The following is a 12,741-nucleotide window of genomic DNA, read 5'->3' as shown; positions in this document are numbered from 1 at the left end:
TATCTAGCGCAAGATTATTACCTCTATCTATGCCTGACTTTATCCAGTACCAAGTGTTTCTGACCCCTGAAGCAGCTCAGCCGCTGCTTACCCTGCTGCGCCAGCAGGAAATTCCGTTTGAAACCAGTTTCGATCAACACGCCTTTGACGTCACGTTCGCCTACAATTCAACCAGAACGCAATTTGTAGTGAAGCTGCGGCAACAGGATTTTGATACGGCCCGGGCGTTGGAAACAGCCGTGAGTGAGCAGCTAACCGCCTCTGTGGCCCCCGACCACTACCTGTTTAACTTCTCCGATGAAGAACTGTTTGACCTCCTGGCCAAACCCGACGAATGGAGCAATTTCGACGTGACGCTGGCCCAGCAGCTCCTGCGCAAACGAGGCCGCGACGTGTCGCCGGACGCTGTGCGGCTGTTGCGTCAGCATCGGGCTGCCGAATTAGCCCGCCCCGAGGAAAGTCAGAAAGCCTGGATTCTGGCTGGCTACGCTTTTGCGCTGCTAGGCGGGCTGATCGGCTTGTTTATTGGCTGGCACCTGGCTTCGCACAAAAAGCAGTTATTTGATGGCCGGCAAGTTCGGGCCTTCTCCGCCGCCGACCAGGCGCACGGCTGGCGTATCCTGGGTTTGGGAGCCGTAAGTATAATCGGCTGGACTTTTTTGCGCTGGTATACTGCCTAACGCACTGCAAACTACCCGGACTATTTAACTGCCCCGCTGCCCGCCAGAAACGTTTCGGCGGCTTTGCGGTGGGTTTGTAGCTCGGAGAGGGCACTGGCATTGGCGGCTTCGTAGCTAGCCAGCGCCGACTGCGTTTTCTGGCGTTCCTCCGTGAGCTGTTGCTGCGTTTCGGTGAGCTGCTGCTGTTTTTCCTGGAGCTGCCTCGTGAGGTCGGCAATTTCCAGAGCTAGTTTTTGCTCCTGCCCGGTTAGGTTCAGCAGCACGCTCGGGGCAATATTGCTGCCCTTGGTTTCACCAATTTTTTCGCGGTGGCGCTCCAGCACCTTGTTGCGGTCTGATTGCAGCGCCGTTTCAAACGTGGCCGCCGACGCCAGCAGGCCCAGCACCGTTGCGCCGTTGATGGCGGCAAAGGCGTTGAAGGCCGTTTGATAGAGCAGCGGCCCGCTCATGCCCGCGGCGGCCATGCTCTTTACCATCTTCATGTAGGCCGCAAAGTCTTTGCCGTCACCGGTTAGCAGGCCGGCAATGTGGTCGAGGTGGCGCTGCTCGGGCTGAGCGCCGGCGCTGAAAGAGGGTAGGGGCTGACTGCTTGAAGCGCTGGCAAGTTGAGCGGGTGGTGTAACTGCTGGCTTGGTAGCAGCGTCATCTTCCTCTACAAAAAAGTCTTTGGCGGCTTTGGCAATGTTATCGAAGATAGCCATGATGGGTACGGGCTGGAAAAGCGCTGATAGGTTTTCCGTCATGTATCGTCAGCCAGTCGTAAGCATTACAGCTTTAGCCATAAAAAAATAGCCGTACTCACTCAGTAGACTCTACGGGCTTCCTAATCTGAATTGTGATGTATATGAAGCGGTAGTAGCCTAGCTACCAATGCAGAGGCGTAACCCTTGGCTATGCCGAGCCGTGGTTCGCGGCCCGGCGCTGCTGAGGTTGGTTACCCTCCCGAAGAAAACGGGGTAGGGTGCGGGGCCGGCCCCGCCCGTGGTTGCACGACCTCGGCGTGGTGTCCGCAGCAACGGTGGGCGGGGGCCAGCCCCGCACCCTACTGCGCGACGGATATAAATGGCGCGGACGCCGGTAAAGGGTTACGTATCTACGGCGCTTGCTCCGCTGTTTCCCGGTTGCGGGCCAGCCACGCCACGGCGGCCAGGCACAGCGTAAACCACACCCACGGCAGCCGCAAATCCAGCACCGACAGCGCCCCGAAAACCAAGGTGCTCGTGAAGCTGGCCAGTCCTTGAAACGCCTGATTCAGCCCGAAAATCTCGCCTCGGTCAGCCTCGGTGGTGCGGCGAGCCAGCAGCCCCTCCAGCAAGCCCTGAATCAAGGAAAGCGTGAGGCAGTCGAGGAACACCAGCCCGAACAGCGCCGTGCGCGACGCCCCCACAAAGCCGTAGCCAGCTAGTACCGGCGTGCCCAGCGCCGCCAGCCACACAATGGCCCGGCGCTGGTTGATTCGGTCGGCGAAGTAGGTGTAGAACACGTAGTTGAGGCCGATACTCAGCACCCCAAAAAACATGAAGAAGTAGGAAATAGACCGGGCATCCATGCGCAGCTCACCCAAACTCATAAACGGCACGAAATAGAAATAATAGCCGGTGCTAAGCGTGAGGGCTACCTGCGTGAGCACAATTCGCCGGATGCCGGGGTTGGCGGCGTCCTTGGCGTGCAGCCGCGCCCAGAGCGTGAGCGGATTCACGGCCAAGGCTAGCTCGGTGCGCAACTCGGCGCCTCGCACGCCGTTGCGCTGCTGGTGGGTTTCGGGCAGCCACAAGCTCAACCCGATGTTCAGGGTGGCCAATACCACGGCCAACCCTACCACGTAGGCGGCTTGTTGGGTGGGGGGTACATGCAGCGTAGTGAGCAACACGCCGGCCGCCATTGGCCCCAGCACAAAGCCCAGTGAGATAATAGCCCCTTCCACGCCCAGGTTCTTAAACAGGCGTTCGGGCGGCGAAATATCGGTAATGGCCGAGCGCACGGTGGCGTACATGCCGTTGGTAAGGCCATCGGAAGCCCGGTTTACGAAGTAGAGCCCGGCCCGTACCGGCAGTAGCAGCAGGTTGGCCAGCAGCGTGCCCACCGCCGATACAATCAGAATCGGGCGGCGGCCGTACCCGTCGCTGAGCCGGCCCAGCAGCGGCGCCGAAAACAACTGCACCCCCAGAAACACCCCCGTCCCAATAGATAGCCACAACTGCGGCTCAGGCAGCTCCCGCACAAATTCCGGCATCACCGGCCCAATAGCAGCCCCCGCAATTACATCGAGCAGGATAATGGCATACAGCAACCACAGCTGACGCGTAGAGGGGAGGACAGGCATACGGCAAAAGTACCCGTAATTCAGTGAACCAGCGCCGTTAAAGCGGTTTTAGAAGTAGGGGCGGAACTGGCCCCCGCCCGTCGTCGAACGGACTCGTTGGCAAGGCACCGGCGTAGAGGCGGGGGCCAGCCCCGCCTCTACGCCGGTGCCTTGCCAACCGCTCTAGGTTGGTATATGGCAAACCACTAATTTCCCCCGTCTTTACCTCACACCTCTACTTATTTTACTACACAATGGAAGAGTTCGATTCTGAAAATTACCCTCAGCAGCAGCCGCAAGTGGTATTGTCGCCAGAGGAGGCTTCACAAATTATGGGCCGCTTCATGACCCAGGTATACGGCTGGATGGCCGCTGCTTTGGCTATGAGCGGCGCAGTAGCCTTGGTGGTTGGTGCTTCCTCCACGCTACAGGAAATGATATTCGGCAACCGCTTCGTATTTATGGGCTTACTGCTAGCTCAGCTGGTGGTAGTTGGCTTCCTGTCGCGCAAGGCCTTCGACTGGTCGGCGGGCACTACCACGGCGGCTTTTGTGGGCTATTCGCTGCTGAATGGCCTGACGCTGGGCGTTATTTTCATGGTGTATACTACCGAATCCATATCGTCCACGTTTTTCATAACGGCGGGCACTTTCGGTGTCATGAGCCTCTACGGGTACCTCACCCGCACCGACTTGTCGCGCTGGGGTAACTTGCTGTTTATGGGGCTGATAGGGCTTGTTATTGCGTCGGTAGTGAACCTGTTCTGGGCCAACTCCATGCTCTACTGGATTACCAGCTTCATTGGCGTACTGCTCTTCACCGCCCTCACTGCCTACGACACGCAAAAGGTGAAAGTGCTGGCCTTCCTCGGCCACGAAGACCAAGACATGGACCGCAAAGCCGCCGTGCTGGGTGCCCTCACGTTGTACCTCGATTTCGTGAATCTGTTCCTGTTTCTGCTGCGCTTCTTCGGACGTCGCCGGTAGAATAAATCAGCTATGAATTCCACAAAAAAGCCTCTCCGTACGTACGGAGAGGCTTTTTTGTGGAATTGCTAACAGGTGTGGTTTACTTGGCCTTGCCGGCCAGCCAAGCCTTGCGGAAGGCCAGCTGCTTGCGGGTGGCGTTGGGCATGGGCACCACTTCCAGCGTGTTGTCTTGCTGAAGCGTGACCTGAGCGGTGCGTACTCCGTTGCGGGTGCGGTACTCGATGGGCACTACGTCGCCGGGCTTATGGGCGGCAAGGCGCTTCTGCATTTCCTTGGCGCTGATGGGCTTTTGGCCTTCCACTTTCAGCAGCACATCTTCCCGGTCGAGGCCGGCCACGTAGAGCGGACTGCCCAGCAGGGTGGTGCCGAGCGTGGCGGTGCTGTCGGGGTTGTATTGCAGGCGGGCGGCCAGAGTGGATTGGCCAGGGCGGGCGGGCCGCACCAGCAGGCCGGCAGGCGCCAGCAGGGCATCGTACTTGTGCAGCTCGTGGCCCATAATGTGCTGGCGGAAGAATTGCCCGGCAAAGGCGGTGTCCTTGGCTACTTCGCCCAGCACACGTTGCAGGTCCCGGAGGGTATAGGGCTGCGCGGGCGCGTAGTTGCGCTGGGTTTTGCCGTGCTGCTGCCACACGGCCCGCATGTAGGTATCGAGGTCGGTTTTGTAGTTCTGGCGCAGTTGCAAATCCAGCGCTAAAGCGTTGCCCGCGCCAATGTAATAGTAGCTCAGGTAGGTGTTCGAGCGGTTGTTGGGGTCGATGGCGGCAGCGGCATCCACGAAGGGCGCCTGCTGGCTCATATACACCGGCGAATAGCGCTTAGGCCCCGGCATGGTGAGCATGGCGTCCACGATGCCGCTTAGGGCTTCGGTGCAGTACTCGGCATCGGTGTACACGCCGGCGCGGCGCAGCAGCAGCTCGCCGTAGTACTGCGTGAAGCCTTCGGCAAACCAGAGGTTGCTGCTCATGTTGGCCCGCTCGAAATCAAACGGCTCCAGGTCCTGCGGGCGGATGCGCTCCACGTTCCAGCTGTGGAAAAACTCGTGCGACACGGTGCCCAGGTTGTCGAGGGCGGCGGGGCCGCGCAGCGGGCGGCTGCTGGTAAGGGAAGTGGAGTTGCGGTGCTCCATTCCGTCGCCGCTGGTTTGGGGCAGGTAGTTGGCAATGAATGTGTAACGCCCGAAGTCATACTCCGGCAGCTCCCCGAATACGGCGGCGGCTTCCTTCACCACTTTCTTGGTCAGGCCGACGTAGCTATCCAGCTCAGCCTCGGTGCCATCGTGCAGCACTTGCATTTCAATGGTGCGGTCCTGTTCCTGCCAGCTACGGGTTTGCTGCGGCCCCAGCGAAGTAGGGGAGTCCATGAGGTACTGCATGTTGGGTGCATACCAGGTGCCTTTGGTGGCATCGGGCCGCAGTTGTGAGGCCACCTGCCAACCGGCCGGCAACTCGAACTTTACTTCGGCTGGGCGCTGCTCCAGGCCCCGCGCAAAAGCCAGCGTAGCGGGCATGTTGAGGTGAGCGTGGCGCTTATCAATGCCGGCGTAGGTGCCATCGGTCCGGTCGCCAAACAAAGTGTAGGTGAAAACTACCGTGCCATCGTGCCCGGTTACGTCCCAGCCGTAGGGGTCGGGCTTGTTAACGCTCAGGGCGTTGCCTTTCGAGTCGGTAGCCTGCACGTCGTACACGTTCTTGGCAAACTCGTGCAGCGCGTAGCGGCCCGGCGACGAACGGGACATGCGCACCTGCAACGGCCCGGCCGGCAGCTGCGCAAACGTCACTTGAATGCGGGCTTCGTGGTGAACGGCATTGGGAAAAGCCACCGTGTAGGCAATGGGTGTTTCCTGAGCCGCTGCGGGGCGCGTGAAAGCCAGCGGCAACGCCAGCAGCAATAGGGTAGCAGTAGTACGAATCATTCGGGAGCAGGGAGGTGTGAAAACCAAGGACGCGCTAAAGGTAGCCTACGTTGCCGATTTCAAGGGTTGGAAGTGCAGCTACGCTTCAGAAGGCGCTGTGGTATCGCGCAAAAACCCTGGGACTTCTGTTCCGCGCTACGGCCCTACCGCCACACCGATGCCTCTATCATCCCACCGAAAAAATACCGGGCCGGGCCTGCTCGTAACCCCAGCCGGGCCAGTTCCTCCCGAAATGGTGGAAGTGTTCGGCCGCTAATGCCCGTCGTCAGCCGGAAAAAGCTGTACATGGCCGCCAGCAGCCACCGTTGCCACCACGTTTGGGCCGGCGCGAAATCGGCCAGCAGCCACGGCGCACCGGGTTTGCGGCTTGCGTGCAGTCGGGCCATAATCTGTTGCAGGCGTCGGGGCTCAAACAAATCCAGGAAAAAGAAGGTGATGAGGGCGTCGAAAGCGTCGTGGCTGGTTAAGCTGGCCTCGGTGCCCAACCGAAATTCCACTTGCAGCACAGCCGCCGGCAACCGGCCTGCAAGCAAGGCCCTAGCTTTACCGAGCATCTGCGGGGAGGCTTCCAGATACAGCACCGACGCCTTGGGCCGCTGGCGCAGCACTTCCAGCAGCACCTGGCCCGTGCCCCCACCAATAACCAGCAGGTGGGGTGCGCCGGGCGGCAAGCCGGCTTCCAGGGCGTGGTGCTGGGCGCACACCAACGCCCGGCCGTACACCAGCCGGCTCAGTGGGTCATAGAAAGCAGCTACCCGGTCGAAGCCGGAATCAGGAAGGGAAAGACGCATAACTGGGTGGCAGGTCGGCGGCAAGGCAAGCAACAGCTACCTTGCCGGAGCCGTTATTTACTCCATCTACCCAACCGGCTCGGTTTATCTTTACGTTGTTTCCACTGCTTATGACCACGCATCTGCGGCGGCTACTGGCCACATTTACGCTGTTCTTCACCGAATTCGCGGTTACGCTGCTGCTGGGCGTGGCGGGCGTGGTTGGGTTTCTGGCATTGGGGCGGGAGGTGTTCGACCAGGATGCCGCCACGTTTGATGCGGCGGCGTTCCGCTGGGCGCGCAACTTGCTGGGGCCACGTCAGCACTGGGTGGAAGCCATTACCTTCCTTGCCTCGCGTAACTTCATTACCGTAGCTGGCTGCCTGTTAATCAATTGGTTTCTGCTGATACGGCAGCACCGCTGGAACTCCTTGCTGGTACCGGTAGTGGCCTTGGGTAGTATCACGCTCAATCTGGCGCTCAAGCAGTTCTACCACCGCCCGCGGCCGTTGCTGCCGCTGGTTTCGGCTTCGGGCCTGAGCTTTCCCAGCGGCCACGCCATGATTTCCAGCTCGTTCTACGGCCTGCTCATTTACCTGTGCTACACCTACGTGCGCCGGCCGCTGTGGCGCTGGCTGCTGATTGCCGGGCTGGTGCTGCTCATTGTGCTCATCGGCATTACGCGCGTGTACTTGCGCGTGCACTACGCCACCGATGTGCTGGCCGGCTTCACGGCCGGGCTGGTTTGGCTGATAGTGGCTATTCCGGTACTCAAGCAACTGGAAAAACGCTGGAGAAAACCGTTCGAAAACGAGGCGCAATCAGCTGAAAAACAGCCTGAATAGCTTGTAAATAAAGATTTGCTGAAGAAAATTTACTGGATTTTTTGCGCTACTACTTGCCTATGGCTGAAAAATGCGCTTATCTTTGCAGAACCAAATGGCACTCCGAAAGGGAATTTGTGGTTTGGTTACCTAGTCTGCGCTTGTGGCGAAATTGGTAGACGCGCTGTCTTCAGGCGGCAGTTCCGCAAGGTGTGAGAGTTCGAGTCTCTCCGAGCGCACTGAAAGCCGGTCCATTTCTGGACCGGCTTTTTTGTTTATTCTTGCTTTCGGCAAGAAGGCCAGCGCTGCTGCTTCTTACCTGGAGCGGTTTCAGGGTCGGTGTACAGATTGCATGAGCCCCTACGTCGGTGTCGTTTCACCGAGTCCGTTCGACGACGGGCGGGGGCCAGCCCCGCCCCTACATCCAAAACCGTTCTAAAGTAGAACCGGCTCCCTTTGCATGATCAGCGAAAAACCTGCGTCGCCCATGTCAAGAAAATCCGTTACCGACCGTTTGCTGACGTTGCTTAGCTTCCTGACGTTGGAAGTGCTGGTAGTAGGCGGCACGTTTATAGCGTCGTTGCTGCTATTTTTCTACCTCACACGGGTGGTATTTGTGGCTCACTCCGCGCAGTTCGACGATTGGGGCTTCCGGCAAATGGAGGACTTACGGGCGGGGCGGCTGTGGCTGGACTTGGTAGCTAGTGGTATTACGTTTTTCGGGTCGGCGCCTTTTCTGGTGGGAGCAGCTATTCTGGGGCCGGGCATATTACGCTGGCTGGGCCGGAAGCGGGAGGCGCTGGAAGTGTTTCTGGCCGTAGCTGGCGCGGCGCTGTTCAACCAGTTGCTTAAAACGCATTACCACCGGGTGCGGCCTTCGTCGGCGCTGCTGTACCAAGCGGGGCTGAGCTTCCCCAGCGGCCACGCCATGATAGGAGTGGCGCTCTACGGTTGCCTGGCCTGGTTGCTGTGGCGGCACGGCCGGCATCCGGCCTGGGCGATACTGCTGGTAGCCTGGGCAGTGCTTATTGGGTTCACGCGCGTGTACCTGCACGTGCATTACCCCACCGACGTAGTAGCGGGCTTTGCCGCTGGTTTGCTGTGGCTGATTCTGCTGCGCACCGCGCTGCGGTTGTGGTGGCGGGAGAGTCGATTGAGAATTAAAAATTAAAAATTATGAATTAGCCGTTTAATGGCCCTAACTGGCTTATTGAACGGCTAATTCATAATTTTTAATTCATAATTTTTAATTCACCTTCACCTTCACCCGGAGGGCTAACAGGCCTTTTACGCCTTGCAATTCCTCTAATTCCAGCTCCTCAATTTCTGGTTCCAGCAGGCCCCGGTCCTGGAGGTAATCGAGGTACTCCAGGTACTCGTCGGCTTCGCGCTGCTGGGCGTACACGAGGGCAATGTGGCCGGGCTGGGTGAGCCGCTCACCGGTGCCTTGCACGGTGGCTTTATCAATGCGCTTCTTGATGATTTCGTAGCGGATGTTGTAAGCGCCGTCCACGTCGAACTGGCGCTCATCCTGCCGGAACCGGATGCTCAAACTCTGGCTATGAATCAGGATGAGCTGCGTGGTGTCGAGCGGTACGGGCAGCTGCGGCTTGAGGGCGGCGGTGCGGCGCGTAATTTCTATCATCACCAGCAGCTGCCACAGGCGCAGGTTTTTCAGGAACACCATATCGAACGGCTTGTTCTCCACCAGCGACGCGCCCACGTAGATGTTGTACTCCACGCCATCGGTTTTAAACCGCTGGAAGTAGTGCGGAAACATCAGCTGGGCCTTGTCTTCTTCTTCATCGAGGTAGTCGCTCACCGCGTCGTTGAGCAGGGTAGTGCTTTCCTCGAAGGCCTTACGGCGTTTGTACACAATGCCTAATTCGGGGTCGATGTTCGACCAGTATTGGCTGATGATGGGCCGTAGAGCTGGCGTGTTCTGTCCCAGGTACTCGAACAACGGTTCCACTTCTGTGCGTAGCGACTCGAAAATGCTCACCTCATCACCCGACACAATGCCCTGGCGCAAGCGGCGCAGGTTCTTGTTGACGTAGAATTTCAGCTCGTCAAGAATAGGCAAGGCCTGAAACTCAGCGGCCTTCTTCAGCACCCGGTTGGCCAACGATAAATGCTCAATCAAGTCGCCCTGAATGGCTTCGTTGCGGGCCGTGCTGCTGCCCCGAATGTCGGAGGAACCGTGCAGCGGGAATACGTCGTGGAACACGATGTCCTCCATTTCGGCATTGCGGTTGCCGTCCTCCACCTTTTGCAACAGGTTTTGGGCAGCGTTGGTGAAGCGCCACTCCATAGTGGGGTGGATGGCCGTGAATTTCTCTTTGATGATGGCCTGCACGCGTGTATGAATTTCCTCGGCGTTGCGCTTTACGGCCACCGCAAACAGCGGCACAAACTGCGCCACCGTTTCCACGTCAAACTCGTCCAGGTCGCCCACGTTTGGCGAGCCGAGTTCCAGCAAGCCCACCGTGTCGTCGCCGTAGGGCAGCAGGGCCAAGATGGCCGAGCGGATGCCCAAGCTAAGGATTTGTTGGCGCAAATCTTCGGGAATGTCGGCGGTTTCCACGTTTTCGAGCACCAGCGGCTGGCGGTCCTGCCACAACTGACTGTAAATCTGGCGGAAACCCGAGCCGGCGTCCTGGCTGTGGAGCTGCTTGGTGAGGAAGCTGTGGTTGATTTTACGGCCGAAATCCACGAAAGCCTGCTTCTTTTCGTCGTAGGCCGCAATGCCAAGCTGCAAAAACGGCCGGCCAAACAGCACCCGCAGCTTCTCCTGAATCTGTTCTAGCCGGTCGGAGGCTTGCAGCACGTCGCGCTCCAGCAGGTCGTACTTCAGCTCCGACAAAATTTCCTGGTCGGTGACGTCCACAAGGTGCAGGATATTGAAGCCTTCCAGTTCGAATTGTTCGGGAGGCAGCAATTCCTGCCACAAGCTGAGGCGGTGCGGGTTGCGGGTGAGCAACTCAATCTGCTCGGAAGTAAGTTCGGGCCGGGGGCCGCCCACCACGCGCACATCCAGAAAAGTGGAATTGAAATCAACGCCGTAGTGCCGGTACAGGCCGATGCTGTAGTCGGGCACCGTAAACGTAATGGCGCCGCTGTGCGGCATCTGTACGCCGTACACTTTGTCCAGAATGAGCTGGTACGCCATTCGGGTCGTGTAGATTTCCAGCGTTTTGAGGTCGATGTTGAGGGGCTGCTTGATGGTTTTATTGGCCGTCAGCAGCACATCAGCAAAAGAAGGGGTGTGGTAGAAGCTGAAGCGCTGAAACGGCGCAATAGCCCCACTGATATCGGTTTTGAAAGAAGCCGGCGGGAACATAGCCAGCATCAGCGTTTCCACCAAGTCGCAGTTGCACTCCAGCAACGACATGTCGGTGATGGGGCCGCGGGCCCAAGGCTGCTCGGCTACCCTCTCGCCAATGGCCCGGGCCAACATGGCTAGGCCCGGGTTGGAGTCGTCTTCGTGCGCCTGCCAATAGGCAATCAGCGGCTCGAAGCTGAGCGTGGTCTTGAAGGGAAACGCCGAGAGAGTGGTGCGGGTAAGTGTGGGTTCGGGTAGCATAACAGAGGCAACAACACCGAAGGTAGCCAAATCATTGCCACTCATCAGCGGAGTACGCTCTGTATACGTATCTGGCCCGCCCGGCGGACGTAGGAGCGTGTTACGGTTTGCGGTTGAGCACCACTTCCACCGGCTTATCTTCCCCCGAAGGGTCGGTTAGGTTGTAGGCCCGGCCGTCGAGTCGGATAAACTTGTCCAGGTTGCGGTTGCAGGTGCAGCACTTGCTGCCCACGAAGTCGTCCACTATTCTAACCGTATCAATTTCAAAGCGTTGGGTGGGCCGCCGCCGGTTGCCTAAGTAAATGGTATAGTCGTACTGGTCGAGCTTGCGGGAGCTGCTTTGAATGAACGGGGTGTTGTTGTTGATAGTGAAGGTGGTAACGTAGCCGGCCCGCCCCGTTAGGGCCACCGTGTCGGCGCGGGGCCGCTGCGCGGTATCAATAGGTACCCGCCGCAGGAATACTGTGTCAAGGTCCGCCAGGGGGAAGCTTCGGGTTGGATCATTCACGGCATCCACGTTGAAACGAAACACCAAGGCATCGTCCAGTCGGTCGTTGCAGGCACATTCCACCGAGCCGCAGCAGCCGGCCAAAGCGGTGGAAACAACAAAAAGTAGAAGCCAGGTAAGCGGGTTGCGAAGCATAGAGCACAAAGATAGAGCGGATTCCAGCAGACCCACCCATACGAAAAAAGCCAGCTCCGGAATAGAGCTGGCTTTTTAACGCCGGAAGGCGGCTGGTTATTCTTTCACGAACCGCTTGGTTTCCGAGCCGGTACGGGTAGTGATTTTGTAGTAATAGGTACCCGCCGCCAAGTCGCCGAGGGTAACGGGCAGCACGTGGGTACCTTTTTCCTGCTTGGGTTCCTGTGCCAGGGTCCGCAAAATGTTGCCGCGGCCATCGAGCAGTTCCACGGTAACGGGGCCAGCCTTGGTTACGGAGTACTCTAGTTGGCTGGTGGCTACTACGGGGTTGGGGTAGAGGCTGGTACCGCGCAAGGCTGGCTCAGCAGCAGTTGGAGTGCCAGGGTCTAGCAAGAGAAACGCAGCGGGCCGAAAAAAACGACCGGTGCCATGGTGGCGCTGCATTCGTCCCGGCAAACGGCTTGAATTCTGTTGCTGCTCGGGCGTGGCGTTTTTTGCAGCAATGGCTTGGATATCGGAGGCCCACTTCTCTTTCTGAGGCTGCACTTCCTGGGTGAGCTGGCTGATGTTGGTGGCGTACTTCTGGGCTAGTTGCGTCACGTTCTGCATAATAGCCCGGGTTTCAGTGTGCAACTGCCGAAGCTGCTGGCGCTGCTCTTCGGTGAGGCTGGCGCGCGGACTGGCGGGTTCAGAGCTAGCAGAGGCAGCGGATTGGCTGGTGCGGAAGCTTTGCCGCAGGGCCTGGCTGCGCTGGCGTACGTCTTTCAACTGCGTGCGGTAGGTAGCCAACTGGGCTTTGTCGGTGCTAGCGAGTTGGGTTTCCAGCTTCTGGCGCTGCTGCCGCACCACGGGCAGCACGTTCTGCTCAACGTAGGCCTTTACTTCGGTGCGGGCGAGGTGGCCGGTTTTCTGGTGTGCCTCGTGCGGTTTCTGTGCCAAAGTAGCGGTGGCCGTAGCTAGCAGTAGGAGCGCCGCCGCCAAGGTGTTAGTGAAGGTTGATTTCATAGGGCAAAGAAATTAGATGGCCGTTTCAGGTGC

At 58.8% G+C, this 12,741-nt stretch carries 11 protein-coding genes and 1 tRNA gene; 5 read left to right on the top strand and 7 right to left on the bottom strand.

What is annotated here, in order from left to right; genetic code table 11:
- Window positions 1-29: 29 nt before the first annotated feature.
- Window positions 30-680: a hypothetical protein gene (locus J0X19_RS18870; RefSeq protein WP_206985975.1), complete on the top strand. Its 651-nt coding sequence runs from the start codon at window positions 30-32 to the stop codon at window positions 678-680.
- A 20-nt stretch (window positions 681-700) separates the two neighbouring features.
- Here the strand turns inward: J0X19_RS18870 and J0X19_RS18865 are convergent, their stop codons facing one another.
- Complete coding sequence (locus J0X19_RS18865; RefSeq protein WP_206985974.1) at window positions 701-1,381, bottom strand: hypothetical protein; 681 nt, start codon at window positions 1,379-1,381, stop codon at window positions 701-703.
- Between the two features lie 392 nt (window positions 1,382-1,773).
- Entirely contained in the window at window positions 1,774-3,003 is a 1,230-nt protein-coding gene (locus J0X19_RS18860; protein ID WP_206985973.1) for an MFS transporter, read from the bottom strand.
- 233 nt (window positions 3,004-3,236) lie between these two features.
- Between J0X19_RS18860 and J0X19_RS18855 the strand changes: the two genes are divergently transcribed.
- Window positions 3,237-3,968 (top strand): Bax inhibitor-1/YccA family protein, encoded by a 732-nt coding sequence (locus J0X19_RS18855; RefSeq protein ID WP_242582977.1) that lies wholly within the window; start codon window positions 3,237-3,239, stop codon window positions 3,966-3,968.
- An 82-nt stretch (window positions 3,969-4,050) separates the two neighbouring features.
- On the opposite strand, the gene J0X19_RS18850 is transcribed toward J0X19_RS18855, so the two are convergent.
- Both J0X19_RS18850 and J0X19_RS18845 read right to left on the bottom strand, forming a co-directional pair.
- Window positions 4,051-5,883 carry a M61 family metallopeptidase gene (locus J0X19_RS18850; RefSeq protein WP_206985972.1) on the bottom strand — a complete coding sequence of 611 codons (1,833 nt, stop codon included), beginning with the start codon at window positions 5,881-5,883 and terminating at the stop codon, window positions 4,051-4,053.
- A 143-nt stretch (window positions 5,884-6,026) separates the two neighbouring features.
- Window positions 6,027-6,674, bottom strand: coding sequence for a class I SAM-dependent methyltransferase (locus J0X19_RS18845; RefSeq protein WP_206985971.1), 648 nt, complete (start codon window positions 6,672-6,674; stop codon window positions 6,027-6,029).
- 110 nt (window positions 6,675-6,784) lie between these two features.
- Between J0X19_RS18845 and J0X19_RS18840 the strand changes: the two genes are divergently transcribed.
- The 3 genes from J0X19_RS18840 (at window position 6,785) to J0X19_RS18830 (ending at window position 8,648) form a co-directional block, all read left to right on the top strand.
- Window positions 6,785-7,498: a phosphatase PAP2 family protein gene (locus J0X19_RS18840; protein WP_206985970.1), complete on the top strand. Its 714-nt coding sequence runs from the start codon at window positions 6,785-6,787 to the stop codon at window positions 7,496-7,498.
- A gap of 136 nt (window positions 7,499-7,634) precedes the next feature.
- Window positions 7,635-7,716, top strand: a tRNA-Leu gene (locus J0X19_RS18835).
- 248 nt (window positions 7,717-7,964) lie between these two features.
- Entirely contained in the window at window positions 7,965-8,648 is a 684-nt protein-coding gene (locus J0X19_RS18830) for a phosphatase PAP2 family protein (RefSeq protein ID WP_206985969.1), read from the top strand.
- A 75-nt stretch (window positions 8,649-8,723) separates the two neighbouring features.
- Here the strand turns inward: J0X19_RS18830 and J0X19_RS18825 are convergent, their stop codons facing one another.
- From J0X19_RS18825 to J0X19_RS18815, 3 genes are all read right to left on the bottom strand, one after another.
- A complete protein-coding gene (locus J0X19_RS18825; protein WP_206985968.1) occupies window positions 8,724-11,060 on the bottom strand; it encodes a GAF domain-containing protein in 2,337 nt (778 codons plus the stop codon).
- Between the two features lie 100 nt (window positions 11,061-11,160).
- Window positions 11,161-11,703 (bottom strand): hypothetical protein, encoded by a 543-nt coding sequence (locus J0X19_RS18820; protein ID WP_206985967.1) that lies wholly within the window; start codon window positions 11,701-11,703, stop codon window positions 11,161-11,163.
- Between the two features lie 96 nt (window positions 11,704-11,799).
- Entirely contained in the window at window positions 11,800-12,708 is a 909-nt protein-coding gene (locus J0X19_RS18815) for a T9SS type A sorting domain-containing protein (protein ID WP_206985966.1), read from the bottom strand.
- Window positions 12,709-12,741: the final 33 nt, after the last annotated feature.

Origin of the sequence: Hymenobacter telluris, from assembly GCF_017313265.1 — a bacterium.
GTDB classification, from domain to species: Bacteria; Bacteroidota; Bacteroidia; order Cytophagales; family Hymenobacteraceae; genus Hymenobacter; species Hymenobacter telluris.
The sequence above is the reverse complement of the archived record's forward strand: the minus strand, read 5'-3'. Positions and strand labels throughout refer to the sequence as shown.